Genomic DNA, 26,113 nt, shown 5'->3' with positions numbered 1-26,113 from the left:
GGAGTCCGATTCCTCCCCGGCCTGAAGGCCGGGTTTTCCTCGGAGGTTCTCGATGAAGCCGACACCCTCGCAGACGGTGGGTCCCTTCTACGGGTACGCGTTGCGGCAGGCGGGCGGGGGAGACCTGGCCCCGGCCGGGCACCCGGACGCCGTGGTGGTGCGCGGTTTCGTGTACGACGGTGCGGGGGATCCCGTGCCCGACGCGCTCCTGGAGTTCTGGCAGGCCGATCCCTCCGGCGGGCTGGATGGGCAGCCCGGCTCGATGCGGCGCGATCACGTGAACGGGTCGTTCCCCGGGCGGGACGGCGTGCGGTTCACCGGCTTCGCCCGGGTGGCGACCGACGCCGACGGGCACTGGGCGATACGGACGTTTCCGCCGGGAGCTACCGGGCCCGGGCGGGTTCCGTATATTTCGGTGTGCGTGTTCGCGCGCGGGTTGCTGCGGCATCTGTACACCCGGATCTATTTTGAGGACAGCGCTTCCGACCCGCTGCTGGCCTCGCTCGAACCCGGCCGCCGCGCCACCCTCGTGGCCGTGGCGGAACCCGGCGGCGCACACCGTATCGACATTCACCTCCAAGGTGATCGGGAGACGGTCTTCCTTGAATTCCGATGATTTTTCGCCTGACGCCGGACTTATCGCTCCGATCTGGGCGGGCTCCCCGGCGGAGGCCGCCACCGGCGACCTCGCCTTCCTGCACGCCCTGCTGGACGCGGAGGTCGCCCTCGCCCGGGCACAGGCGGCGGAAGGGCTGATCCCGGAGGGTACGGTCAAGGACGTCACGGTGGCCGCCGACGCGCTGGCCCTTGAGGGCACGCGGACCCTCGCGCTGCTCGCGAGATCCGGCGGGAATCCGGTGATTCCCCTGGTCAAAGCCCTGACGCAGCGCGCGCCCGACGCCCACATGGGGGCGACAAGCCAGGACATCATGGACACCGCGTTCATGCTGGTGGCCGAGCGCGTCCGGGACACGATCATCGCCGACCTCGATCGGGTGGCCGTCGCGCTGGCCCGCCTCGCGGCCGCCCATCGGGACACGCCGATGGCGGGTCGTACCCTGACCCAGCACGCGGTGCCGACCACCTTCGGGTTGAAGGCGGCGGGCTGGCGGGATCTGGCGCTGGACGCCCGCGACCGCCTGGCCGCCGTGGTCCTCCCCGTCCAGCTGGGCGGGGCCGCCGGGACGATGGCTGCGTTCGAGGTGTTCATCCCCCGTGTGGACGAGCGGCGGCTGCTCGCCGGATTCGCCAGGGAACTCGGCCTGGCCGAGCCGCGGCTGCCCTGGCACACGCTGCGCACCCCCGTCGTGGATCTCGGCTCCGCGCTCGCGTTCACCGCCGGGGCGCTCGGCAAGATGGCCGCGGACGTGCTGGTCCTGTCCAGAACCGAGATCGCCGAAGTGGCAGAAGGCGCCGGCGGCGGCTCCTCGGCGCTGCCGCACAAGAGCAACCCCGTCGGCGCGACGCTGATCGCCGCCGCCGCCCGCACCACACCGTCCCTCCTCGCCATCCTGTACGGCTCGCTCGCCGCCGAGGACGAACGCCCCTCCGGAGCCTGGCACGCCGAATGGTCCCCCCTGCGCGACCTGCTCCGCCACGCCGGAGGCGCGGCCGCCCACGCCGCCACCCTCGCGGAAGGCCTCCGAGTGGACTCCGACCGCATGCGCGCCAACCTCGACCTGACCCGCGGAATGCTCGTCGCCGAACGCCTCAGCACCGCCCTGACCCCCAAACTGGGCCGCCACGAGGCCCGCGCCCTCACGGAACGCGCCTCCCGCCGGGTCACCGCCGAGGGCATCACCCTCCGGCAGGCCATCCTTAGAGAGATCGCCCCCGGCGACCTGAACATCACCGACCTGGACGAACTCTGCGACCCGGCCACCTATCTGGGCTCGGCCCCGGCCTTGACCGACCACGCGCTCACCCGCCGACCCGCAGGCGATCACGATGCCTGACCGGGGGGTGCTCAATCATCGGATCGACGGTCCCGCCGATGCTCCGGTCCTGATGCTCGGTCCTTCGCTCGGGACCTCGCTGGCCGTGTGGGAGCCGCAGGCAGCCGTGCTGGCACGCCAGTTCAAGGTCGTCCGCTTCGACCTTCCCGGGCATGGGGGATCGCCTGTCGAGGAGCTTTCGTCGATGGACGAACTCGCCGGGAGAGTGCTCGATCTGGCGGATTCGCTGGGTGTCGGACGTTTCCACTACGCGGGGATCTCCCTTGGCGGAGCGATTGGAGCCTGGCTGGCGGTGCATCACGCAGATCGGGTGGAATCGCTGGCCATGGTGTGCTCGGCCGCCCGGTTCGGGGAACCGGACGGCTGGCGGGAGCGGGCAGCCCTCGTCCGTACCCAGGGGACGGCTCCGCTCGTGGAAGTGGCGCTCGGCCGATGGTTCACGGCGGCGGGAGCGCGGACGCCCCCGGCCGAGCGGATGGCCGCCGATCTTGCCGCCGCCGACCCCGAGGGCTACGCGGCCTGCTGTGACGCACTCTCCGGCTACGACCTACGCGCCGATTTGACCAGGATCGCCGCGCCCACGCTGATCGTCGCCGGGCGGGAGGATCCCGCCACCCCGCCCGCCGTCGCTCGCGAACTCGCCGATGGCATCCCCGGCGCCACCCTGGTGGAGATCGCCCATGCCGCCCACCTGGCCGGCGTCGAACGCCCGGACGCCGTGCTGGCCGCCCTGCGCAGCCACCTGCCCGCGCCGGACGGGATGAGCGTGCGGCGGGCCGTACTCGGCGATGAGCACGTGGACCGGGCCATCGCCAACACCACCGCCTTCACCGCCGATTTCCAGGACTTCATCACCCGCTACGCCTGGGGCGAGATCTGGACCCGCCCGGGCCTGGACCGGCGTACCCGCAGCTGCATCACGCTCACCGCGCTGGTCGCGGGCGGCCACCTGGACGAGCTGGCCATGCACGTGCGCGCCGCGCTCCGCAACGGCCTCACCCCGGACGAGATCAAGGAAGTCCTGCTGCAGACCGCCGTCTACTGCGGCGTGCCCGCGGCCAACGCCGCCTTCGCCGTCGCGCAGCGCACCCTTGGGAGGACCTGATGTTCGCCACCGTCGCCATCGTCGGAGCCGGGCCGGCCGGGCTGCTGCTGGCCAGGATGCTGCACAACGCCGGAATCGACTCGATCGTCCTGGAACACCGGGATCGCGCGTACGTGGAACATCGACAGCGGGCCGGAATGCTGGAACAGGGCACGGTCGACGCGCTCCGCGCCTGCGGAGCCGCCGAGCGCCTGGACCGCGAGGGCTTAGTCCACCACGGCATCGAGCTGCGCTTCGACCGCCGGAGCCACCACCTCGACTTCCCGGCCCTGACCGGCGGCCGCAGCGTGATGATCTACGCCCAGACCGAGATCGTGAAGGACCTGGTCGCGCTCCAGCTCGCCGAGGGCGGCCCGCTGCTCTTCGAAGCCGAGGCGATCGCCATCGAGGACGACACGCTCACCTTCGTCCGCGACGGCGTCAAGGAGAGACTCGGCTTCGACTTCGTCGTCGGCTGCGACGGCTTCCACGGCATCTCCCGCGCCGCGATCCCCGACGCCCGCGTGTACGAACGGGAATACCCCTACTCCTGGCTGGGCATCCTCGCCGACGTCCCCCCGTCCTGCGAGGAACTCATCTACGCCCACTCCGAGCGCGGCTTCGCCCTGCACAGCATGCGTTCCCCCACGGTCAGCCGCCTCTACCTCCAGGTCCCCAACGACACCGACCCCGACGACTGGCCAGACGACCGCATCTGGGACGAGCTGGACGCCCGCTTCGCGGTCGACACCGACTGGAAGCTCATGCGCGGCCCGATCACCCAGAAGGCCGTCACCCCCATGCGCAGCTTCGTCACCGAACCCATGCGCCACGGCCGCCTCTTCCTGGCCGGAGACGCCGCCCACATCGTGCCCCCCACCGGCGCCAAAGGCCTCAACCTCGCCATCTCCGACGTGGTCACCCTCGCCAAGGCCCTCCAGCACTGGTTCACCACCGGTTCCCCCGACCTCCTCAACACCTACTCCGACACCTGCCTCCGCCGCGTCTGGCGCGCCGAACACTTCTCCTATTTCATGACAACCCTCCTCCACCGCACCCCCGACCAGACCCCCTTCGACACCCGCCTCCAGCTCTCCCAACTCCACCGCATCGCCGACTCCCGCCACGCCGCCGCCGAACTCGCGGAGAACTACGCGGGCCTGCCCTGACAGCAAGGGCGTACTCGGGTGTGGGCGACCGTGCTCATCGGTAAAGCGTTGGCCTGCATTTGGCCTGATGTGGGTGGCTTGGCGTGTGGTTACCCTCCTCATGACTATCCTTGACAATGCTCTGACCTGGGCTTTTGCAAGGAGGAGGGTTGTGTTGGGATGCGGGTGGGCCTCATTTCTGCCGCATTCGGTTCGTGCGCGTACCACGCTTGGCGTTGGGGTGCTGGCGTTGGTCTTCCTCACCGCGATCGGGGTCAGCCTTGACTTCCTGGTCCTCGACAGGGTCCAGGATCGGGCTTTCCATGAGACCCAGCGGGCCTCCACCGAGTGGATCGGGTCCTTCGAGCCGGGCAGGATACCGTCGTCGGCGCCGTCGACCAGCGTCGACCTGCTTCAGCTCGTCGACTCCCGTGGCCAGGTGGTCGCCGCCAGCAAGGTGGCGGCGGGCCTGCCGCCCCTGAGCACGCTGCGTCCCCCGCCCGACGACCGGATCCAGAGCGGTACGGTGTGCTCCCCGCAAGGCGGGTGCATCGTGTTCACCGCCAGCCGGCTCCTCCCTCAGACCAATCGCCTGCTTGGGCGGGATGATCCTTCGTTCGTCTACGCCGGCATGCGCGAACCGGCCATCCTGGCCTCCCATGGCCTGGAGGTCGGCACCGCCGTCGGGGTTCTGCTGGCCGCCTCCCTCGTCGCGTGGGGGAACTGGCGGTTCTCGACTCGGATAATGAGCCGCGTGGAGGCGATCCGGGAGCGAATGTCGGAGATCACGGTGAGTGACCTGAGCCTGCGGGTGCCTCAGCCGCCGGGGTGCGACGAGTTCGCGCGCCTCGCTTCCACCGTCAACCACACGCTGGCCCGCCTGGAGGAGTCGGTGGAACTGCAACGCCGATTCGCCTCCACCACCTCCCACGAGCTCAGGAACCCGCTTGCCGGCCTGCATGCCCAGCTGGAAGAGGCGGTCCTCTATCCCGGCGACGTCGACCCCCGCGAAACCGTACACAAGGCGTTGTCGGTCACCGACCGGCTGGTGGCGATCGTCGACGACCTGCTGGTGTTGTCCCGTCTCCGCGCCGGCGACCCCGCCGCGCACGAGTCGATCGACCTCAGCGCCCTGATCGCGCAGGAGACGGCGACTCTGACGGACGGTGTGCCGGTGCACGTCCATATCGACCGTGAGGTGAAGGTCTCGGGCAACCGCATCCAGCTGATCCGGGTCCTGAGCAACCTCCTGGCCAACGCCCGGCGGCACGCCGACGCCGAAGTCGAGATCACCGCCGAGCGTACGGACGGTCAGGCGGTGGTGACGGTGACCGATGACGGCGACGGTATCGCGCCCCAGGACCGCGAGCGCGTCTTCGAACGCTTCGTCAGGCTTGACGCCGCCCGGCGCCGCGAACCCGGAGGCAGCGGACTCGGCCTGGCCATCTCCCGGGACATCGCGCAGGCACACAACGGAACCCTGCTGATCGAGGACGCGCCGCGGGGCGCGCGATTCGTGCTCCGGCTGCCGCTGATGGACGTGGCCGACGGGCCCGCGACCTAGGATCGACTTCTGCCCACTCGGCTGCGAGGGCTTTGGTGAGTCGGTGCACCGCCGCCTTGGATGCAAGGCGTCCAGCGCGCGATCAAATGTCCGGCGATTTCTGGTCGATTTCGGCCAGGAACCGCTCGGAGCGGCGCGCGAAGAGGTAAGCCCCGCGTTCGTCCGATCGGGCGCGGGCTGCTTCGGCGGCGGCTCGCACGATGTCGACGGGTTCGCCGCGGGCGTGCAGCAGGCGCGCGCGCAGCAACAGCAGGAGCCCTTCGGCGAAACGTTGGCCGTAGGTCGTGAGGGCCTGGTCGGCTCGGTCGAGGGCGGTTGCGGCCGCGTCGGGCATGTCGGCGGCCAGCCACATCTCGGCGATCAGTCCGTAGTGGTATGCGATGCCCCATCGCGGCGGGTCGAGGAGAGTCGCGGCCAGGAGTTGTTCGGCCTCTGCCGCCTTGTCGGCCGGATCGTCGCCGGTGAGTGCACAGGCCCAGAGCCAGTCCAGCCAGATGTAGTGCTCCTGCGCGACGCCGGAGCGGTCGGCGCCGGCCGCGATCCACCGCTCGGCCGCCCACATCACCCATCGCGCGTCACCCGCCATCGAGGCCGCCATAGTGTGGTAGTAGGCCCAGGCCGACATCACAAACAGGTCTTCGTCGGCTAGGTACGCCTTGTCGATCGCGGACCGTGCCGTCTCGACATCGCCGTGCAGCGCGGTGATCACGGCCACCCAACCGATCCGTTCATTCGGCACCTTCCACGGTCCGAGGTCGCCGGCACCACGGTGCGGGCTGGTGTGGCCTTGCGCGCTGAAGAAGCGGTACGCCTCGCCGATGTTGCCGATGTCCCACTGGTACAGGCCCCAGGCATGCCGACCGTACGCCTGGATGATCGGGTCGGCGGACGCCTGTCCTCGCTCGTACACTCGGCGAGCCCACCTCCCACGGTCCTTCTCGATCGAGGTGTAGGCCCCGACCAGCCGAACGAACAGAAAGCGGACGGCCTCCGTCTCGTGGCCGAGCATGCGGGCCAGGTACTCGGCCCGCTCCAGCAGGTCGAACGTCGAGCCGCCGTATCCCGCGTGCCTGCTGGCAACAAGAGTGAGCAGTGACAGCACCGACAGCTCCAGGTCCCGCAGGCCGGCCGTGCGCGCGATCTGGGCGGCCGATTCCAGGTGCCGACCGGCGGCCGCGAACGCGAGCTTGGTCGCCGCACGGCGGCCGGCGCGGGCCAGTGCCTGCGCGGTGCGAGCCGGGTCGGCGAGCGGGCCGGCGGCCCAGAGGTGGTAGGCGAGGCGTTCGGCGACAGACTCGTCGTCCACATGGGTGCGTTCGAGGGCGTCGGCAACGCGCAGATGCAGCCGGCCGGCCTGCTGCCGCGTCGTGGTCTCGGTGACCGACTCGCGGACCAGGTCGTGCGCGAACCGTAGCGAGTGCGGGCTTTCCGGCCTGGTTTCCAGCAGACCGAGCGCCTGCAGCGGTTCGAGGCGTTCGAGGCAGTCCGCGACGTCGACGCCGGCTGCGCCGGCGAGCAGGGCGAGGTCCACGTCGCGGCCGATGAGCGCGGCGACATGCAGCAGGTCCCGAGCGCTGTCGTCGAGACCGGCCATCCGGTCGCGGACCACGTCTCGTACGGTGGCCGGTACCCCGGCCGGCACTGCCACCTCGCCGTCGCGCAGCGAGCCGCCGTCGCTCAGGAGCCGGGACAGCTCCCGGACGAAGAACGGATTGCCGGCAGTACGGGTATGGATGCCGCGGGCGACATCAGCGCCCGGGTCCTGGCCGGTTTCGCGGCGGATGAGCTCGGTCACCTCGGGCAAGCCGAGCGGGCCGAGCCGGATCCTGCGGTGATCCGGCAGCCGACTGGCCGCGGCCAGGACCCGCGACAAGTCAGAGCCGGGTACGGGTGCGCGGTCACGGAGCGCGCCGATGATCACCGTGCCGGCGGGTAGCCGGGTCGCGAGGTGGCCGAACAGCTGGAGCGAGGCGGTGTCAGCCCATTGGAGATCATCGAGGATCAGCAGCGTGGGCCGTTGCGCCGAGGCCTGCCCGACTACGGTGACGACCTGTTCGAGCAGGCGGAACTGGGCGCCGCTGTCAGGAACCGTAGGCGCGGCCGCGCCGTCGTTTCGCGGTTCGAGGAGGCCGCCGAGATCACTGGCGAGCCATTTCTCCCGCAACGTCGCCGGCAGGCTGTCGAGGATCGGACGGAGCACCTGCTCCCACGGCCACATCGACGGCGTTCCATCACCTTCCAAGCAGGAACCCCAGACCACGAACGGGCCGAGCCGGCTCGCCTCGGCGGCGGTCTCCTGCAGCAGGCGGGTCTTGCCCACGCCCGGTTCGCCTTCGACGATGGCGAGCGCCGAGCGGCCGGTAAGTGCCATCTCGACGGCTTGCCGCAGGATGGCGAGCTCCTCGGCCCGGCCGACCAGCCCGGCCGCTCGCGCCGACGCGCCGTCACCCCCGACGTCCGCACCCGTCACGACCGGCGACGTCGGAGGCTGCGCCAGTACCTGCAGATATGCGGCCTGCAGCGCCTGGCCGGGCTCGACACCGAGCTCGTCGGCAAGGCAGGCGCTGACCGTGCGGAACGCCGACAGTGCCTCCGCACGGCGTCCCGCGGCCCCGAGGATGGCAATGAGGCTGGCGTGCACCGATTCATGGAACGGCGCCATCGATGCGGCCAGCCGCAACGCCGGCAGCACAGACACCGGCCGGCGCAGCGACATCGCCAGATCGGCCGCTGCAGCGCACGCGGCGTGGAACTCGTCGTCGAGGGCTACGAAGATCGGCAACGCGGTCGGCCCATGCGTCAATCCGTCGCCCGCACGGCCCTGCCACAGGCCGAGCGCTTCGACGTAGCGATCAAGCGCCGTTTCGTGACGATGCTCCGCGAGGGCCTCTTCTGCGGCCTCGACGAGCTCCCGGAAGGCCACCAGGTCCAACATGCCGGAAGGCGCCGTGAACAGGTAGGCGTTGCCGCGGCGGTGCAGGTATGAGCCGGTTCTACGGGAAGGGATCGCGGGTTCGAGCAGCCGCCGCAACGCACCGACGTACTTTTGGATGACGTTGAGCGCGCTGCTGGGAACGCCGTCGCCCCAGATCAGATCGATCAACTCGCTCGCGCTGATCGGCCTGCCCACCCGAGCCAGCAGCAAGGCCAGCAGATACGCCTGCTGCCGGGGACCGGTATCCAGCTCGACACCGTCCCGCCACACCCGTAACGGGCCGAGGACCTGCAGACGCAAACCAACACCACCGACCGGCCGCCCCCCGTCGCCAGGCTGGACCGGATGAACTGGCAAGGCCACGTCGACCCCCGGGAACATGACAGATCATCGCTGACCAGCCGTCAAAGGAGTTGCAGCGCACACAAAGCCTACCGGTCCAAACCCTGCCCAGAAACCCATCAAACGTCGATCCGACCAGGCACGAACCCCAGCCGGCCGCCACCGTCGCCGACTGCCCGTGGACCCGACGCTGCTGTTCTGGTTCTCGGCGTTGACCTACAACGCCCACCGCATCCACTACGACCGTGACTACGCTCGCGACGTCGAGGGCTACCCGGGGCTGGCGCCATGGCGGAGTCCGTGCGTAGGCCGGGTGCGGTCGCTACGGCGATCGACTACCGCGTGGTCTCACCGGTGTTCGACCACCAGGGCTTGGTGGCGAAGAGCGTCGAGTCAGGCGCGGGCCGGGAGGTCTCCATCCGTGACCTCAGTGGTCGCGTCACCGCGAAGGGGCGTGTCGAGGTGGAGGAATCTCGAAAGTGACGTCGTGGATGCTCGAAAAGGTCCGGCGAGCAGCCAGAAACGATCAATGAGCAACAAGAAGAGGGCCTTGCGCCCATTCCCTCCACTCGCGCGGCCCTGGGGACTTGGTGGATGGCGCGGCCATCCGCCGTGCGGGGCAGGGATGTTATTCCCTAGAGGAATATGGGGTATCGGAAATCGGTATTGGGGGTTGCTGCGTCGACGCTAATAGAGTGCTTTCTGATCGCTCCAGGATACCGACGGTCCGTATAGGAATGGATTGTCCGCGAGGGGCGGAATCGCAATTGCGGCGCAGAGGTGCGACGCAGAGAGGTGGATTCCGTGAAGACTGATCCGACGGCAGGCGGCCCGGCGCTGCGGGCGTTGCTGGAGCGGCATACCTCCGAGGGCCACGGTGGACGGTGACCAGCGGATCCTCCTCCGGGGCGGGAGCGTCGTGTCGATGGACCCGGCCATCGGCGATCTCGCACGCGGGGACGTCCTGATCGTCGGTGACCGCATCGCCGGGGCCGGGGAGTCGCTCCCAGGCGAGGGCAACCACGCCAATTTCTGCACGCCCGAGCAGCGGCAGTTGATCGTTGATCGTTGACAACGATCTCAGGTCAACGTCTGTCCGCGTATTGAGTCGCAATTCCATTGCGGGAAAACTCCGTAGAACGAGTGGGGTTGAGCAGGGCCTGCGTCCCGGTATCAGCAATGACAACCCGACGACCTACGGGATCGATATATTCAGCGAGATGCGCGCTTTCGCCGACTGACGCGCGGTCATCTCCCGAGACCGGCTCTCGGTCTGCGAGGCGTTGCTCCCTCAGGTACGGGCGAGTTCCGAGGTCCTGAGGGCGCGCCGTGGCCGGGCGTTCCAGGCAGGCCCGCGTAGCTTTCCGCTACGGCGGAATCAACTAACAAAGAATGTGAAACACATGGCGCTCTCATCTCCGGGTAGCCGACGTCGCGAGGCGAGACGGAACATCCTTCTCGGTTCGCTCGGCGCCGCACTCGAGTACTACGACTTCGTCGTCTACCTCTACGTGGCGACACTGATCGGCGCGGCGTTCTTCCCGCCCGAGACGTCCGACACCCTCCGACTGATGCAGACGTTCTCGATCTACTCGGTCGGCTTCTTGATCAGGCCGATCGCGGGCATCCTCATCGCTCGGGCGGCTGATCGGGTCGGCCGGAAGCGACTCTTCGTCCTCACCGTCGTCGTGATGTCGGTGGCGACACTCGCCATCGGCCTGCTCCCGACCTACGCGCAGGTCGGCTGGCCCGCTCCGGTGTTGTTGATGCTCATGCGGATCGCCCAGGGTTGCGCCGTGGGTGGTGAGCTGCCCGCGGCGGCGGTTTTCGTCACCGAGCACGCCGACCGTGACGCAGTGGCCAGGGCGGGCGCATTCCAGCAATCGATGGCCTACGCAGGGTTCCTGCTCGGAGCCACCATGGCTTTCCTCAGCGGCCTCGTCGCCACCCACCTGGTGCCGGGTGTCCCGTCCCTGGCGTGGCGACTGCCGTTCATCGTCGGTGGACTGCTGGGGGTGGTGTCGATCTACCTCCGCCGCAAGCTCGATGAGACCCCCGCCTTCCAGCAGCAGGTCGAGGAGGAGCGAAAGGCCGGGGCGTCGCCCGTGCGGGAGGTCCTGCGAGAGCACCGCGGGCCGGTGCTGTTCGGTGCCCTGCTCGTGTCGGTGATCTCGATCGTGAACATTGCCTTGTTCACTTTCTGGCCCACCTACCTGCAGACCTCGCTTCACATCCCCGCGCCCGCGGCTTTGGGGGCGAGCCTGATCGCTATCGCCGGCGCCATGGCGTCCATGCCCTTCTGGGGCTGGGTGGCCGATCGCTGGGGCTGGCGTCGCGAGCTGCTCTGCGGGACCGGACTGACGGCGGCTGCCACGGTGGTCCTGTTCCTGGTCCTCCCGACGCTGCCTGCGGGTTCGAACGTCGTGTTGTGGATTCAGCTGCCCGCCGTGCTCGGCGCCGGGGCGATCGTCAGTGCGGTTCCGGGCCTCGTGTCCTCGATCTTCCCGACAGAGGTCCGGCAGACTGGGTACTCCGTCTCCTACAACGTGGTGGTCGCTGTGCTGGGTGGCCTTATGAGCCTGATCCTGGTCTGGCTGATCGCGGCCTTCGGTCTCACCGCCCCCATGTACGTCATCCTGTTCGCCTGCGTCCTGACACTGGGTGCCGCGCTCGTGGTCCCGAGGATTCCGCTTTACCTCGGCCGAGGCTCCGGCCCTTCTGACACACCCGCACGCGGTGGAGCGGACAGCGCCGGCGCCGTCGTCGGGAGCTGAGGACCGCTCTCCTCCGCTGCCGGGAGCCGAGTTGGAGAACCGAGTACGGCTCGGAGAACATCGATCTGAAGGAGAGAGTCATGAGGTGGGTTACCTATGAGGCCGGCGAGGGCATCCGTACAGGCGTGATCGACGGCGAGGCCGTCCAAGGGCTCGCCGCGGGTACGACCCTGGAGTCGCTGCTGGCGAGTGGGAGTCTCGCCGAGGCGGGCGAGGACGCTCGTCGTGCGCCGGTGGAGGTTCGTGGTCTGGACGAGGTCCGGCTGCTCGCCCCGCTCCGCCGTCCGCCGTCTGTGCGGGACGGGTTGTGCTTCCTGGAGCACCTCCGCGGCTGTTACCGGGCCCTCGGACGGCACGGGGACTTGGATCCGGTGTGGTCGCAGAGTCCGGCCTTCTACTTCGCCAACGCGGACGCCATCGTCGGGCCGTACGACGACGTCCCGATCGCACCGGGCTCGGCGATGTTCGACCTCGAACTCGAGGTCGGTGCGGTGATCGGGCGTGGGGGCCGTGACCTGCACCCGGACCGGGCCGAGGAGCACATCATCGGCTATACGCTCTACAACGACTGGACCGCGCGGGACCATCAGGTCGTGGATATGGCCAAGGGCATCGGGATGGCGAAGAGCAAGGACAGCGCCATCACGCTCGGTCCGGCGCTGGTCACCGTCGACGAGCTCGAGTCGTACCGCCGGGACGGGCGTCTTGCGCTCGAGCTTTCCGCGACCGTCAACGGTGAGGAGCTGACCCGCGGCACCTTGGATCAGGTGGACTGGACCTTCGGCGAGCTCCTCGCGTACATCTCGCGGGGGACCGACCTGCCGCCCGGTTCGGTGATCGGCTCAGGCACGGTCCCTCGTGGGTGTCTGCTCGAGCACGTCGACACCGCCGAGTTGGCGGACTTCAAGCGTTGGCTGCAACCGGGCGATGTGGTGAGCCTGAGGGGTGAGGGGCTGGGGGAGACCCAGCAGACCGTGACGCAGGGGATCGACGTCATTCCGCTGCGCCCTGCCGGATGAGCGTCGGGCCGATCACCCCACCGACCGACTGCCGCGGCTGGTGTCGCAAACGGAGATCTCATGAGTTTCAGGTTCAGGCGGGTCGTGACCGGTCACTCTCCCGAGGGGAAGGCCGTCGTCAGGTCAGACGAGATCGTTGGCTCGGAGCCGCGCCTGCCCGGCTACGAGGCGCGGGTCGTGTGGTGCACGGGAGAGTTCCCCGCGAGCAACGACGAGGACGTCTTCGACGACGGCGCCCCCGGCCCGAAGGGTTCCCGCGTGCTCTTCCGCATCGCGGAGTTCGACCCGGCAGAGCCCGAGCAGCCGAACATGCATCGAACCGAGACACAGGACGTCGCCGTTGTGCTCTCGGGTCGGCTCGACATGGTCCTTGACAGTGGGGAGGTTGTCGAACGACTGACGGCAGGGGACGTCCTGGTCCAGCGGGGCACCATGCATTCCTGGATCCCGCGCGGCGATGAGCCGGTCCGGGTCATGTTCGTGTTGATCGATGCGCTGCCGGTACGGTCCGGCGACATCGTCCTTCGCGAGGACCTGTCAGTGTTCGGCGGACGGGTGTCCCCCATGCCGCGGGACGACACCATTCCCGAGTGAGCTTCTCAGTCTCGCGATTGACACGGAGGAGTCGTACGCCGTACAGCGCGGTCGACGTCCACGCACACCATCTGGGCCCCGACCTTCCGATACTCCCCAGCGGGGCCCCTCGCCCCGACTCGGATCTAGGCAGGTGCCATTCCATCACGGAATACCCATGCTAAGGTGGCCAAACGGAGAACCTCGCGGCCGATTGGTCGAGATCAGGGTGGCGGGGATGGAGATTCGGCAGATCCAGTATTTTACGACGATCGTTCGCGAGGGCAGCTTCAGTCGAGCGGCGCGAAAGCTGCATGTAGGCCAGCCTGCCCTAAGCAAACAGATTCGATCTCTTGAGCGTGAGCTGGGCGCCGATTTGCTGGTGAGACTGCCTGAAGGTGTTCGCCCCACGGTCGCGGGCAGTCGTCTCGACGAGATGTCGCAAACTCTTCTCAACTATGTGGACGACATCAGGTCGGCGATCCGCGAGGCGGCGGCATCGGTAGCGGGAAATGTGACGCTCGGCCTCTCGCCGTCACTGGTTCCCGCACTGGCGGGATATCTGGAAGAGAGATTCGCAGCGGACTATCCCCAGGTTCGAATCAAAATCGTCGAAGCATTGCCTATGTTCCTGGGGGAATGGCTGGAAGAAGGACGACTGGATCTCGGCATCTTCACCCATTTGTCCGGCCATGCGACGTCGCAGCTATCTTTTGCCGACGTGGGGTCCGACGAGATGTTGCTCGTCGGGGCGAAAGGTATGCTTTCCGGCCTTGGCGAACACGCTACGCCGGGTGCGCTCCAGTCTCTCCGACTCGTACTGACGCCAGGGTTTCGTGATCTTCTGAATACGAGCGCAGAATTCGAGCGAGTCTCGCAGGGCATCGGTTCTGGCGTGGACTCCATACATATGGTCAGGGATCTCGTCGTGCGCGGCGAATACTGCTCGGTCCTGCCGTACACATTCATCCGGGGAGACTTGGCTAGCGGGATCGTCACGGCGGTGGGCTTCGCACCCGTACTGGAGCGGAAACTCGTGGCGGTGACCCGCGCAGGACGTCAGCCTCCGCCTGCGGTCCGGGCCGTCATCGACGTGGTCCGGACCCGTCTTGGCCAGCTTGCCAATCTCCGCGGGGCCGACCTGAGCCCAAGCTAAATGACCGGCTGCACAGAGTTGTACTACCGATTGCGACGTCTCGAGGGCGAAGTATGGTTCCGAATGACTCCCGCAGCGAGGCGGCACGGCGGATTCAGGCCGCTCTAGTCCGCATCCGGGAAAGGAGCCACGTCTCCGTGGCCTTCGCGGGCGAAGTGGTCCCGGAGCACCGGATCGTCCTCAGCCGTTTCGACGGCCCGGTAATCGGCCCGCTACGCAACGCGTCGCTCGAGATTGGGCACGGCGTGGGCGGGAAGGTCGTTGCCCGACGGCGGCCTGTCGCCGTCGACAACTATTTCCGGACCGCGGACATCACCCACCACTACGACCGGATCATCCGGGCCGAGGGGTTGTTCGCGATGTCGGCCGTCCCGGTGATCGTCGGGCGCAGGGTTGTGGCCGTCCTCTACGGGGCCCTTCGCACGGCGGGGAGCATCAACGACCGCGGGCAGGACGTGCTGGTCGACGAGGCCCGCGCCCTCGAACAGGACTTGGCGGTCATGGCCCGCCGGGCCGAGCACGATGAGCTCGGCGATGCGGTCGAGCTCCAGGCGCGGATCCGCGCCACCCACACCCGGCTGCGGATGCTTGCCTCCCGGATCGAATCTCCCGAGGTGCGTGACGAGCTGCGCGCGGCCGTCGAGGAGCTCGTGGGCGCGGCGCCGTCGCAGGCCTACCCGGTCGCCCGCTTGACCGGGCGCGAGCTCGACGTTCTGAGTCTGGTCGCCGTGGGCCGCTCGAACCTGGCCGTCGCGGTGACTCTCGGCCTTACCACCCACACGGTCAAAAGCTACGTCAAGTCCGCGATGCGCAAGCTCGGCGCCGAGACCCGGCTGGAGGCCGTCGTGCTGGCCCGCCGCGCTGGTCAGCTCCCCTGACCCGGTGCCCCCGCTTCGGCGGGTGGTGCCGCCATTCGTCAGCCGCTCTGACGGCGCGCGACCGCTCACTCCCGCACGCCGGAGCGCGCGGCCTACCGCTGCCGCAGCAAGTAGCGCTGGATCTTCCCGCTGGGTGTCTTCGGCAGGGCATCGACGAAGTGAACGGCGCGTGGGTAGGCGTGCTTGGAGTAGGTGTCGCGCACCAGCTCCTGCAGCTCGCGGGCCAGCTCGTCGTTTCCGCCGCCAGGCGCCACCACGAAGGCCTCGACCACCTCGCCGCGGATGCCCTGCGGGTCCGGGCGGCCGACCACGGCGACCTCGGCCACGGCGGGATGCGTGGCCAGCACGCTCTCCACGTCGAACGGGCCGATCCGGTAGCCGGCTGCGAGGATCACGTCGTCGTCCCGAGCGGTGAAGAAGTAGTAGCCCTCCTCGTCGACCCGGCCGGTGTCGGCGGTGAGGTACAGGTGTCCGTCGGGGCTGAAGCGCTCGGCGGTCTTGTCCGGCGCCTGGTCGTAGCGGGTGAACCACAGCAGCGGGCTCTTCGTGTCGATCGCGATCTGGCCCTCGGCGATCCTGGCGGTGAATCCGGGTAGCGGGCGGCCCATCGAGCCGTCCTTGATCTCCTCGATGACGTCCGGGTGCCAGTGGTTGCCGATCACCATGCCCAGCTCGGTCTGTCCGTAGTGGTCGCGCACCGGCGTGCTCAGCGCGGTGCGGCCCCACGCGACCACATCGAGAGTGAGCGGCTCGCCAGCGGCCGACGCCCGGCGCAGCGTCAGCCCGGAGACCCCGGCATGGATCATCGCCCGGTACATCGTGGGTGCCCCGGCGAAGTTCGTTACGCTGAACTGGCGCACCACCTCGGCGGTGGTCTCCGGAGCGAAGCCGGCCTCGAACAGCAGACTGGTGCGCCCGGCGGCCAGGGGGGCGATTACGGCGTAGTAGAGCCCGTAGGCCCAGCCGGGGTCGGCGGCGTTCCAGAATACGTCGTCGGGCTGGACGTCGAGGCCGTAGTGCAGGTAGCAGCGGAACGCGGCGAGGGCCCAGACCGGCACCGGGACGCCCTTCGGCGATCCGGTGGTGCCGCTGGTGTAAAGCTGGATGAAGGTGCCGTCACCACCCACCCGGACAGACTTGGCGATCGGCTCGCCGGTCAGCAGCGCGTCGAACTCAGCGCCGGTCTCCAGCACGGTGATCCCGGCGATCGGGTCCAGCTTGGCCCGCTGCGAGGGCTCGGTGACCACGAGCTTCGCGCCGGAGCCCTCGACCCGCATCCGCACCGCGCCGGTCGCGAACGCGGTGAACAGAGGTACGTGCACGGCGCCGAGCCGCCAGATCGCCAACAGGGTGACGATGAGCTCGGGCCGCTTGCCCATCAGCACCGGCACTCGGTCCCCCCGCCCCACGCCGAGCGCGGCCAGCCCGTTGGCGAGTCGGCGGCTCCGGTCGGCCAGCTCGCCGTAGGTCAGCGCGGTCGCGGTGAGGTCCGGCGCCACGAAGGTGAAGGCGACGGCGGCCGGATTGTGGTTGTCGCAGAGCAGGCCGGCCACGTCGGCGTCCTCCGCTCGGTACAGCGTCAGCCACTGGGCCAGCGTCTGGTCGACTCGGGTCATCGGGCACTCCTCCTCGGGTACGGGGACTTGAGCACGGGAACGCTCAGTGGACACACTTTGCCGGTGATCAGCACTGGCGACCACCCTCCGAAGAGGGGGATGGGCGCGAGTATCGACCGAGCGCCGGCACGGGTGGGCCGGGGCGCGGGAGGCCATCGGCATGAGGTGGCCGGGTCGCCCCGCCGGGTCCTGCGCTGCGGGTCGGTGCGGTTCATCCACGCTGGCCGGGCGTCATCCTGGTTTCGCGCCACCTCTCCCAGTGCCTTTCCGAATTCCTTGACCAAGGCGTGTCCTGTAAGTCCAGCCGAAACCAGAGAATGGCTGCACTGAGGGTGATTTCGGCGCGGAAGTAGGCGGCGCGTTCGGCGTAGCGGGTGGCGAGGTCCCGGAACTGTTTGAGCCGGTTGAAGCACCGCTCGACGACGTTGCGACCTGCATAGATCTGTGGCGCCCAGCTTCTCAACGGGAATATAGTGGTAAATCCATTCCTGGCAGGAATGTTTGCCATGCCGAATAGGTCTCTGGGCCACAGACGCGACTGCTGTTAGCGTCGTCGCAACGGTCCGTATGGCCCTTCTCACGGATCACTGACCGCTCTGCAGAATCAGGCGGCGTTGCCGGAATTCGTCGAAATCGAGGTTCTATGAGCGCTGACGCCACTACTCGATCGGACTCCCATGCGGCCAACCGACTGCAGGCGCTGCTCGACCGGCACGCCGGCGATGGTGCCGCCGCAGGCCAGCGGATCCTCCTGAAGGGAGGGTCGGTCCTCTCGATGGACGGCACCGTGGGCGACTTCGCCTCGGGAGATGTGCTCATCGTCGGCGACCGCATCGCCGAGATCGGTCCCTCGATCTCCGCCGGGGATGCCGTCGAGATCGACGCGCGGGACCACATCGTCATGCCGGGCTTCTGTGATCCGCACATCCACTGCTGGGAGGGGGCGCTGGGGCGCCTCATCCCGGTCAACATCCCGCAGACGACCGAGGATCCGATTGGTGGTGCGCCGGTTTCCGGCCGGAGTTACATGCACGCCGCGCACCGTCTCGCCGGACCCGCCGCTCGGCCCGAGGATATCTACGCAGGCACCCTCCAGAGCCTGCTCGCTGCGCTCGACGGTGGAATTACCACCGTCGTCGACAACATGCACAACGCGCGAACGCCCGAGCACTCGGACGCGAGCGTCGAGGCGCTCCTGGCCGCAGGACTGCGTGGCGTGCACGCCATGGGTCGCCCCCGCTTCGGTACCTGGGCCGGCTCGTTCCCCGCGGACGCCCGACGCCTGCGGGACCAGTACTTCGGTAGCGATGACCAGCTGTGCACCATGCGCCTGTACGCGGCCGGGTTCGACGATCTCTCCGAGCTCCTGCCGCTGCGCAAGGAACTCGACATGTGGTTCTCCTTCGACAGCGGGATCGAGCGCCAGGACCTGCCGAGCCTGTACCGCGAGGGTTCCTTCGACGGACGTGAGGCCATCAACCACGCCAACTTCCTCTCACCCGAGCAGCGGCAGATTGTGATCGACAACGGGGCCCAGGTCAACGTCTGCCCCCGAATCGAATCCCAATTCCGTTATGGCCACATCCCCTACGACGAGTGGGTCGAGCAGGGACTGCGTCCCGGACTGAGCAACGACAATCCGATGACGTTCGGTATCGACATGTTCGCTGAGATGCGGGCGCTGCACCTGGTGCAGCGGGTCGACGAGCATCGCTCCGGGAAAAAATCGGCCACGCTGCGAGAGCTCCTGCAGTCCGCGACGCAGCAGGGCGCGAACAACTGCGGACTCGGCGACCTGGTCGGTTCCCTGACGCCCGGCAAGAAAGCCGACATCGTCCTGCTCGACACCCTGAAGCCTCAGCTCTTCCCGCGGAACAACATCCTCTCTTCCATCGTCCAGGGCGCCGACATCGGCTGCGTGGACGCGGTCCTCGTGAATGGCCGCATCGTCAAGTGGGGCGGCGAGCTCATCGGAACCGACTTGACTCGCATCCAACGCCTCGTCCAGGAGTCCCACGACTACCTGCTCGACGCGGTGGACTGGCCCCACGCCGCCATCGACTTCGAAGACTAAAGATCTGCCGGCGTACGTGGGCGAAGTTCGGAGAGGAGCCCGAAAGTGACGGGCTCACCCGGTTGAACGCGGTGGAGGTCACCGCCGCTCACCGAGTTCTGCCAGCTCGAAATCCTGGTCGCATCAGCGGTGCACTGCTCATGGCAGTCGCTGACATCATTGCTGGAGGTTTTATCATGCGCGTGTTCGTCACCGGTGCGTCGGGATGGATCGGCTCCGCGGTCGTCCCCGAGCTCGTCGGAGCGGGGCACGAGGTTACCGGGCTCGCCCGGTCGGACGCGTCGGCCGCCGCCGTCGAGGCGCGGGGCGCCACGGTCGTCCGCGGGTCGGTCGAGGACCTCGACGTGCTGCGCGAGGCGGCCGTGTCGGCCGACGCCGTCGTTCACCTCGCCTTCCGGCACGACATCGCCTTCATCGGGCGCTTCGCCGAGGCCGTCGCGTCGGACGTCGCCGCGATCGAGGCCCTGGGGTCGGGGCTGCCGTCCGGCGGGGCGATCGCCGTCGCCGCAGGCATCCTTGGGCTCGCGCAGGATGGGGTAACCCCCGCTACCGAGCGCGCCCTGCCCGCTCCGGGCGGAGTGGGCGAGGCTCGGCGGCCCCCGAACGACGCCGCCCTCGCCCTCGCCGAGCACGGGCTGCGGCCGTCGGTCGTGCGGCTGTCGCCGACCGTCCACGGCGAGGGCGACGGCGGGTTCGTTTCCACCCTCATCGACATCGCCCGCAAGCGTGGGGTCTCCGGCTACCCGGGCGACGGGTCATCGCGCTGGACGGCGGTGCACGTCCGCGACGCCGCGCGCCTGTTCCGGCTGGCGATCGAGGTGGCGCCGGCGGGATCCGTGCTGCACGCCGTGGCCGACGAGGGCATCTCGGTGCGTGACATCGCCGAGGCCATCGGACGCCACCTCGACGTCCCGGTGCGCTCGGTCCCGACCGAGCAGGTCGACGAGCACTTTGGCTTCCTCGGGATGTTCCTCGGCATCGACGGCCCGGCCTCGAACACCCTCACCCGCGAGCTGACGGGCTGGGCGCCGAGCGAGCCGGGCCTGCTCGAGGACCTGGACCAGAGGCACTACTTCGCGCCCGGCGCGGGCGGCAAGTGGGGGTGATCCCGACGCCGCCGGCGGAACAGCACACGATCATGGACAGGAGACGCCCATGGCAACCGCGCCATTCTCATGAGGGCTGCACGAAGTGGCGCCGAGCTGCTGGGCGTGGAGCGATGGAGATTGTGCTCGCGGACGACGTTAGCTGACCGAAACCCGATCGAACGGAGGTACGGACATGAACGGATTCGACACCGTGCTGGGCGAGCGATCCTTCCTCGAAGGTGCGCGGTGGCACGACGGACGGGTGTGGGTCGCCGACTGCTACGCCTACGAAGTCGTCAGCGTCCGCGAGGACGGTTCCGACCAGCGTGTCGAGGCCACTGTCGAGGGCCAGCCGTCGGGCCTGGGGTTCCTGCCCGACGGGCGACTGCTGGTCGTCTCGATGCTCGACAACCGCATCCTGCGCAAGGAGGCTGACGGCACCCTGGTCACCCACGCCGACCTCAACGGTCTGGCCGCGGGCGAGATCAACGACATGGCGGTCGACTCCCAGGGCCGCTGCTGGGTCGGCTGCTTCGGGTTCGACCTGACCAACGGAGCGCCGTACGCCCCCGCACCCCTGATCCGGGTCGACACCGACGGCACGGCGACGGTCGTGGCCGAAGGGCTGGCCTTTCCGAACGGCGCGGTCTGCGACGGGGAGACCCTGGTCGTCGCAGAGACGTTCGCAGCTCGGATCGCGGCGTTCGACGTCGCGGGCGACGGTTCTCTGGTCAACCGGCGGCTGTGGGCGAAGTTCGGGGAGGAGCCCGAGGGCGACGGGCTCACCCGGCTCAACGCGGTGGACGTCGCCGCCGACGGTCTGGCCGAGCGCGACGAGGAGGGGGCGATCTGGGTCGCCGACCCCACCCACCGCCGGGCGCTGCGCGTCGCCGAGGGCGGTGAGGTGCTCGACGAGGTCGTCGTCGACGGTCTCGGCCTATACGCCGTCGCGCTCGGCGGAGCCGACGGCCGGACCCTGTTCCTCGCCGTGTCGCCGAACCACTTCAAGTCCGAACGCGCCCACACCCGCGACTCGGTGCTGATCTCGCGGCGCGTGGACGTGCCGCTGGCACCGAGCTCGCCGCAGCCCGCGGGCGTCATCGAATAGGAAGGGCTCCAGCATGGGAATGATCGAGGGCAAGATCGCCCTCGTCACCCGGGGGCGGTCGAGGTCAGGGCTGCGCTCACGCGGTGGCGATGGCGGCCGAAGGCGCTGGTATTCCCCGGCAGGATTCGAACCTGTGGCACCCGCTTTAAGACAGCAGTGCGCAGAGCAGGCGGTCGTTGCCGCGTTGCCACAGGGCGCCGATCTCGGTGAAGCCGGCGGCTCGCAGGGCGTTCACGTGGGTGGAGAGCAGGCCGGATTCCGAGCCGTGGTGGCCCGCGGAGGCTTTGCGGCGGTCGCGGTCGAGGTTGAGGGCTTCGAATTCGGGGTCGGCGGATACGGCGGCCCACCAGGATGCCCAGTCTTCCGGGGGATCCTCGGCGAACAGGCGTTCGGCGGCGCGGGCTCCGAGCGCCCTTTCGAGAGCGTCCAGCCGGGGTGCGGTGTCGGCCACCGCGAGGTGGTCGCCGTTGAGGAACATGCCGCCTGGGCGGAGGGCTCCGGCCAGTTCCGCGTAGACGTTCTTCAGCTGGTCTTCGGGGAGCCAGTGCAGAGCGGTGGTGCTGACGGCCACATCGGCGGGGCGGGGGAGGTCCAGCGCTTCGGTCCAGCCGGGGATGCGCAGGTCCCGATCCACGAAGCGGAGGCCAGGGAGGCCGTCGTATTCGGCTCGGCCCAGGGCCAGCAGGAGGGGGTCGGTGTCGACGGCGATCACGGTCGCGTCCGGGAGGCGGTTCAGGAGGCGGGCGCTCAGGGAGCCGGGGCCGCAGCCGAGATCGATCACGACGGGGTCGGGGCGTCCGGTTTCGATGGCGTCGATGAGCGCGGTGAAGCGCTCCTCGCGGTCGGGGAGGTAGCCCTCCTGCTGGCGGTCCCAGCGTTCGATCCAGGCGTGGGCATGATCGTGGCTCAGCATCGCGACTCCCCTTGTCACTGTCGTCTATCATTTCGACAGTCACACGCTAGGCACAGAGGATGTAACTGGTCAAGTGAACTTCAACAGTCACTCGGACATGGTCGTGGCCATCGCCGTGGCCTTGGTGAACGTGCTCACCCCCGGGGAACGGCGCGGCAGGCCGTACAAGATTCCGGAAGGGGAGCAGCGGCGGGAGGCCGTGGCCGAGGCGGTGCGGGCGCGGCGGGAGGTCACCGACGAGGAGGCGGCCGAGCTCGCGGGCTACGCGCCGGACCTGCGCGCGGTCTTCGAGGCCGTGGCCGCGGGTGATCTCGATCACGCCGCCGGGACGCTCAACCGGCTGCTCGTCGACACCCGGGCCAGGCCGCACCTGTCCCGCCACGACGGCGAACCCTGGCACGTGCACTTCCACGGCACCGATGGAACCTTCGGCGGCGACTACGCCGCGTCCTGCGCAACCGGCCTGGCCATCGTGCTGGGCAGCGAGCTGCACGACCGTCTCGGCGTCTGTACGGCCGACCGGTGCGACCGCGTCTACGTAGATGTGTCCCGCAACGGCACCCGCCGGTTCTGCTCCACCGCGTGCCAGAACCGCGTGAAAACCGCCGCTTTCCGGGCTCGAACGTGAGATCGCGCCCGTATCAAGGAGAGATAACGGCGGGATGAACGGTTATATGCAGGCGGTAACGTCGCCTTCATGCGACTTGGTGTCCTCGACGTCGGATCCAACACGGTGCACCTGCTGGTGATGGACGCGCACCAGGGGGCCCGGCCGCTGCCCGCGTACTCCCACAAAGTCGAGCTGCGGCTCGCCGAGCATCTGGACGGCGATCGGCTGTCGGCGCAGGGCGCCGAGCAGCTGCACGGCTTCGTCCGGGAGGCGATGCGCATCGCCGAGGACAAGGGCGTGGAGGATCTCGTCGCCTTCGCCACCTCCGCCGTCCGGGACGCGGTGAACGGCGAGGAGGTGCTCAACCAGATCAAGGCTGAGACCCGGGTGGACATCCAGGTCCTGTCCGGCGCCGACGAGGCCCGCCTGACGTTCCTGGCCGTGCGCCGCTGGTTCGGCTGGTCCTCGGGGCGGCTGCTGGTCATCGACATCGGCGGCGGCTCGCTCGAGATCGCCTCCGGCATCGACGAGCAGCCCGACACCGCCGTCTCGCTGCCGCTCGGCGCGGGCCGCCTGACCCGCGACTGGTTCACCGCCGACCCGCCTCCCGCCGACGAGGTGCGCGCGCTGCGCCGCCACATCCGCACCGAGATCGGCCGCACCGTCGGCGGCGTCATGCGGTACGGCAGGCCCGACCACACCGTCGCCACCTCCAAGACCTTCCGCCAGCTGGCCAGGATCGCCGGCGCCGCCCCCTCCAGCGAGGGCCCCTACACCAAACGTCTGCTCACCCACGACGCCGTCACCAGCTGGACCGGCCGCCTGGCCGAGATGAGCTCGGCCAAGCGCAACTCCCTCCCCGGCGTCTCCGTCGGCCGCGCCCCTCAGTTGCTGGCGGGCGCGCTGGTCGCCGACGCCACCATGGACCTGTTCGACCTGCCCGCCTTAGAACTCTGCCCATGGGCCCTGCGCGAGGGCGTCATCCTGCGCCGCCTGGACGTGCTGCCGTCCGGATCGGGCGTAAGGCTGTGACCTGGCCACCAGGTAAGGCATTTATCCACTCATAGCGGGCAAGCGCTCCTGAGACCTAGATCATGGAGGGCGAATGGCCGAGTTCGCAGGTGCGCTGTTGTCACTGGCGGTCGTCTTCGCGCTGGTGATACTCGCATTACTGCTGATCTCGATCCTCTTCCTGACCGGCCTGGCGATCTTCGCCGCCAGCATTGTCATGAAACAGACATCAAGCATGAAACAAGGCCGGGTGGGGACATTGTGATCTGTGGGGGGAAATCGTGGCATCTGGGTGATCATCGGCGCCCTCATGCTCGCCCTCCTCCTGGCCGCCCTCGACCAGACCATCGTCTCCACCGCGCTGCCCACCATCGTCAGCGAGTTCGGCGGCCTCAACCACCTGTCCTGGGTGGTCACCGCCTACCTGCTGGCTGCGACCGTCTCCGCCCCGCTCTGGGGCAAACTCGGCGACCAGTACGGCCGTAAGCGGCTCTTCCAGATCGCGATCATGACCTTCCTGGCCGCCTCCGCGCTCTGCGGCCTCGCCCAGGACCTGGCCCAGCTGATCTTCTTCAGGGCACTCCAGGGCCTGGGCGGCGGCGGCCTGATGGCGCTGGCCATGGCCATCATCGGCGACGTGGTCGCCCCCCGCGACCGAGGCCGCTACCAGGGCCTGTTCGGCGGAGTTTTCGCCTTCGCCAGCGTGGTCGGCCCGCTCATCGGCGGCCTGTTCGTGGACCACCTTTCCTGGCGCTGGGTCTTCTACGTCAACCTGCCCATCGGCCTGGTCGCCCTGGCGGCGATCACCGCCACCCTGCCCGGACGGCCGGACCGCACCGCCCACCGCATCGACTTCCGCGGCGCGGCCGTGCTCACCGCCGCCGTCACCTGCCTCGTGATGATCACCGCCTCGGGCGACGGCTGGAACTCCCCGGTGATCCTCGTCCTGGCCGTCGCCGCGGCCGCGCTGCTGGCGCTGTTCGTGCGCGTCGAGCGCCAGGCCGCCGAGCCCGTGCTGCCGCCGCACCTGTTCCGGATCGGCGTCTTCACCGTCTGCTCCGCGCTCGGCTTCATCGCCGGCTTCGCCATGATGGGCTCGCTGGCCTACCTGCCGCTCTTCCTCCAAGTCGTGCACGGCGTCTCGGCCACCACCTCCGGCCTCTACCTGCTGCCCCTGATGGTCGGCATGCTCGGCATGTCCATCACCACCGGCCAGCTGATCAGCAGGACCGGCCACTACCGGAGCTTCCCCATCCTCGGCATGGCCGTCGCCACCGCCGGCATGCTGCTGCTGCACACGGTGGACGAGCGCACCTCGCTGGTGCTCTGCGGCCTCTACTTCTTCGTGCTCGGCGCGGGCCTGGGCCTGGTCATGCAGGTGCTGGTGATCGCCGTCCAGAACATCGTCGACTACCGCAACCTCGGCGTGGCGACCTCCTCGGTCATCTTCTTCCGCTCGATCGGCGGCGCCTTCGGCGTCTCCGTCTTCGGCGCCATCTTCGCCGGCCAGCTGGCCGGCCACATCACCACCGCGCTGCGCGGCCAGCGCCTGCCGCTCGGCTTCGATCCCACGCTCATCCAGGGCGACCCTCAGGTCCTGGACCGGCTGCCGCCGGAGGCCGCGGCCCGGATCCTGCACGCCTTCTCCGAGTCGATCACCGCGATCTTCCTGTACGCCGCCCCCATCGCCCTCCTCGGCTTCGCCCTCGCCTGGTTCCTGCGCCAGGTCCCCCTCCGTACCACCATCGGCACCGCGTGCTCCGACCTCGGCGACGGGTACGGCCGGCCCCGCGCCGACTCCTCCCAGGCCGAGATCGAGCGCGCCCTCAGCCGCCTGATGCGCCACGACCCCGCGGCGGTCTCCCTCTACACCGACCTGGCCCGCCGGGCCGGATACAACTTCTCCGCCGGAACCACCTGGGCGCTCTGCCGGGTCGCCCGCGAGGGCAGAATCAACCGCGCCGTCCTGGCCGAACGCGCCGGATACACCGCCGAGCAGGGCATCCCGTACCTCCAGCCGCTGGTCGACCGCGGCCTGATCGAGCGCGCCGAGCCGCAGCTGGTGATCACCGGTCCCGGCCTGAAGGCGGCCCAGCGCATCATCGGCGTACGGCGGGCCGCGCTGGCCCGCCACCTGGACGGCTGGGACCCCGACGCCAACCCCCAGCTCACCGACCTGCTCACCCGCCTCGCCACCGAGACCGTCGGCTGCGACTCCGAGGCCCCTAACTCTTGACATCCTGGCCGATTTGATTGAATGTTCAA

Annotated in this window: 23 protein-coding genes and 1 pseudogene; 20 read left to right on the top strand and 4 right to left on the bottom strand. The window is 69.0% G+C overall.

Annotation, left to right across the window (positions count from 1 at the left end):
* Positions 1-52: 52 nt before the first annotated feature.
* From pcaG to Aple_RS18520, 5 genes are all read left to right on the top strand, one after another.
* The gene (gene pcaG / locus Aple_RS18540; RefSeq protein ID WP_155345873.1) at positions 53-616 is read left to right on the top strand and encodes a protocatechuate 3,4-dioxygenase subunit alpha; all 564 of its coding nucleotides are present in this window, start codon (positions 53-55) and stop codon (positions 614-616) included.
* Positions 603-1,955 (top strand): 3-carboxy-cis,cis-muconate cycloisomerase, encoded by a 1,353-nt coding sequence (gene pcaB / locus Aple_RS18535; protein ID WP_155345872.1) that lies wholly within the window; start codon positions 603-605, stop codon positions 1,953-1,955. The genes pcaG and pcaB overlap by 14 nt, the downstream gene beginning before the upstream one ends.
* Entirely contained in the window at positions 1,948-3,060 is a 1,113-nt protein-coding gene (gene pcaDC / locus Aple_RS18530; RefSeq protein WP_155345871.1) for a bifunctional 3-oxoadipate enol-lactonase/4-carboxymuconolactone decarboxylase PcaDC, read from the top strand. The genes pcaB and pcaDC overlap by 8 nt, the downstream gene beginning before the upstream one ends.
* Positions 3,060-4,208: a 4-hydroxybenzoate 3-monooxygenase gene (locus Aple_RS18525; protein WP_155345870.1), complete on the top strand. Its 1,149-nt coding sequence runs from the start codon at positions 3,060-3,062 to the stop codon at positions 4,206-4,208. Before pcaDC ends, Aple_RS18525 begins: the two co-directional genes overlap by 1 nt.
* 220 nt (positions 4,209-4,428) lie before the next feature.
* Positions 4,429-5,751 carry a HAMP domain-containing sensor histidine kinase gene (locus tag Aple_RS18520; protein WP_170321548.1) on the top strand — a complete coding sequence of 441 codons (1,323 nt, stop codon included), beginning with the start codon at positions 4,429-4,431 and terminating at the stop codon, positions 5,749-5,751.
* Positions 5,752-5,833: 82 nt separating this feature from the next.
* Here Aple_RS18520 and Aple_RS18515 read toward each other — a convergent pair whose 3' ends face one another.
* Positions 5,834-8,986, bottom strand: a complete 3,153-nt coding sequence (locus tag Aple_RS18515) for a BTAD domain-containing putative transcriptional regulator (protein ID WP_218038396.1) — start codon at positions 8,984-8,986, stop codon at positions 5,834-5,836.
* Positions 8,987-9,146: 160 nt separating this feature from the next.
* Between Aple_RS18515 and Aple_RS56720 the strand changes: the two are divergent.
* The 8 genes and pseudogenes from Aple_RS56720 to Aple_RS18480 form a co-directional block, all read left to right on the top strand.
* A pseudogene (locus Aple_RS56720) lies at positions 9,147-9,299 on the top strand (mesaconyl-C4 CoA hydratase); the annotation flags it as partial.
* 17 nt (positions 9,300-9,316) lie between these two features.
* Positions 9,317-9,511, top strand: a complete 195-nt coding sequence (locus Aple_RS52105) for a hypothetical protein (protein WP_218038395.1) — start codon at positions 9,317-9,319, stop codon at positions 9,509-9,511.
* Between the two features lie 394 nt (positions 9,512-9,905).
* Entirely contained in the window at positions 9,906-10,100 is a 195-nt protein-coding gene (locus Aple_RS18505) for a hypothetical protein (protein WP_155345867.1), read from the top strand.
* A gap of 331 nt (positions 10,101-10,431) precedes the next feature.
* The gene (locus tag Aple_RS18500; protein WP_155345866.1) at positions 10,432-11,802 is read left to right on the top strand and encodes an MFS transporter; all 1,371 of its coding nucleotides are present in this window, start codon (positions 10,432-10,434) and stop codon (positions 11,800-11,802) included.
* An 80-nt stretch (positions 11,803-11,882) separates the two neighbouring features.
* Complete coding sequence (locus Aple_RS18495; protein ID WP_155345865.1) at positions 11,883-12,821, top strand: fumarylacetoacetate hydrolase family protein; 939 nt, start codon at positions 11,883-11,885, stop codon at positions 12,819-12,821.
* Positions 12,822-12,881: 60 nt separating this feature from the next.
* Positions 12,882-13,415 carry a cupin domain-containing protein gene (locus Aple_RS18490; RefSeq protein ID WP_155345864.1) on the top strand — a complete coding sequence of 178 codons (534 nt, stop codon included), beginning with the start codon at positions 12,882-12,884 and terminating at the stop codon, positions 13,413-13,415.
* A 217-nt stretch (positions 13,416-13,632) separates the two neighbouring features.
* Positions 13,633-14,550: a LysR family transcriptional regulator gene (locus Aple_RS18485; RefSeq protein ID WP_170321547.1), complete on the top strand. Its 918-nt coding sequence runs from the start codon at positions 13,633-13,635 to the stop codon at positions 14,548-14,550.
* A gap of 137 nt (positions 14,551-14,687) precedes the next feature.
* A complete protein-coding gene (locus tag Aple_RS18480; RefSeq protein ID WP_218038394.1) occupies positions 14,688-15,428 on the top strand; it encodes a helix-turn-helix transcriptional regulator in 741 nt (246 codons plus the stop codon).
* Positions 15,429-15,520: 92 nt separating this feature from the next.
* On the opposite strand, the gene Aple_RS18475 is transcribed toward Aple_RS18480, so the two are convergent.
* The gene (locus Aple_RS18475) at positions 15,521-17,044 is read right to left on the bottom strand and encodes an AMP-binding protein (RefSeq protein ID WP_155345861.1); all 1,524 of its coding nucleotides are present in this window, start codon (positions 17,042-17,044) and stop codon (positions 15,521-15,523) included.
* Between the two features lie 211 nt (positions 17,045-17,255).
* Entirely contained in the window at positions 17,256-17,552 is a 297-nt protein-coding gene (locus tag Aple_RS56300; protein ID WP_218038393.1) for a transposase, read from the bottom strand.
* A 135-nt stretch (positions 17,553-17,687) separates the two neighbouring features.
* Between Aple_RS56300 and Aple_RS18465 the strand changes: the two genes are divergently transcribed.
* The 3 genes from Aple_RS18465 (at position 17,688) to Aple_RS18455 (ending at position 21,314) form a co-directional block, all read left to right on the top strand.
* Positions 17,688-19,118: an amidohydrolase family protein gene (locus Aple_RS18465; RefSeq protein WP_155345860.1), complete on the top strand. Its 1,431-nt coding sequence runs from the start codon at positions 17,688-17,690 to the stop codon at positions 19,116-19,118.
* Positions 19,119-19,294: 176 nt separating this feature from the next.
* Entirely contained in the window at positions 19,295-20,224 is a 930-nt protein-coding gene (locus tag Aple_RS18460; protein WP_155345859.1) for an SDR family oxidoreductase, read from the top strand.
* 175 nt (positions 20,225-20,399) lie between these two features.
* The gene (locus Aple_RS18455; RefSeq protein ID WP_155345858.1) at positions 20,400-21,314 is read left to right on the top strand and encodes an SMP-30/gluconolactonase/LRE family protein; all 915 of its coding nucleotides are present in this window, start codon (positions 20,400-20,402) and stop codon (positions 21,312-21,314) included.
* A 145-nt stretch (positions 21,315-21,459) separates the two neighbouring features.
* Here the strand turns inward: Aple_RS18455 and Aple_RS18450 are convergent, their stop codons facing one another.
* Positions 21,460-22,227: a class I SAM-dependent methyltransferase gene (locus Aple_RS18450; RefSeq protein WP_155345857.1), complete on the bottom strand. Its 768-nt coding sequence runs from the start codon at positions 22,225-22,227 to the stop codon at positions 21,460-21,462.
* A gap of 73 nt (positions 22,228-22,300) precedes the next feature.
* On the opposite strand from Aple_RS18450, the gene Aple_RS18445 reads away from it, so the two are divergent.
* The 4 genes from Aple_RS18445 (at position 22,301) to Aple_RS18430 (ending at position 26,084) form a co-directional block, all read left to right on the top strand.
* A complete protein-coding gene (locus tag Aple_RS18445) occupies positions 22,301-22,855 on the top strand; it encodes a CGNR zinc finger domain-containing protein (protein ID WP_155345856.1) in 555 nt (184 codons plus the stop codon).
* Positions 22,856-22,924: 69 nt separating this feature from the next.
* On the top strand, positions 22,925-23,869 hold the full coding sequence (locus Aple_RS18440) for a Ppx/GppA family phosphatase (RefSeq protein ID WP_155345855.1): 945 nt from the start codon (positions 22,925-22,927) through the stop codon (positions 23,867-23,869).
* A 73-nt stretch (positions 23,870-23,942) separates the two neighbouring features.
* A complete protein-coding gene (locus tag Aple_RS18435; protein WP_155345854.1) occupies positions 23,943-24,113 on the top strand; it encodes a hypothetical protein in 171 nt (56 codons plus the stop codon).
* Between the two features lie 3 nt (positions 24,114-24,116).
* The gene (locus Aple_RS18430; RefSeq protein WP_246264583.1) at positions 24,117-26,084 is read left to right on the top strand and encodes an MFS transporter; all 1,968 of its coding nucleotides are present in this window, start codon (positions 24,117-24,119) and stop codon (positions 26,082-26,084) included.
* Positions 26,085-26,113: the final 29 nt, after the last annotated feature.

This window comes from Acrocarpospora pleiomorpha, assembly GCF_009687885.1.
Lineage (GTDB): Bacteria > Actinomycetota > Actinomycetes > Streptosporangiales > Streptosporangiaceae > Acrocarpospora > Acrocarpospora pleiomorpha.
This window is presented reverse-complemented; position numbering and strand designations above follow the sequence as displayed.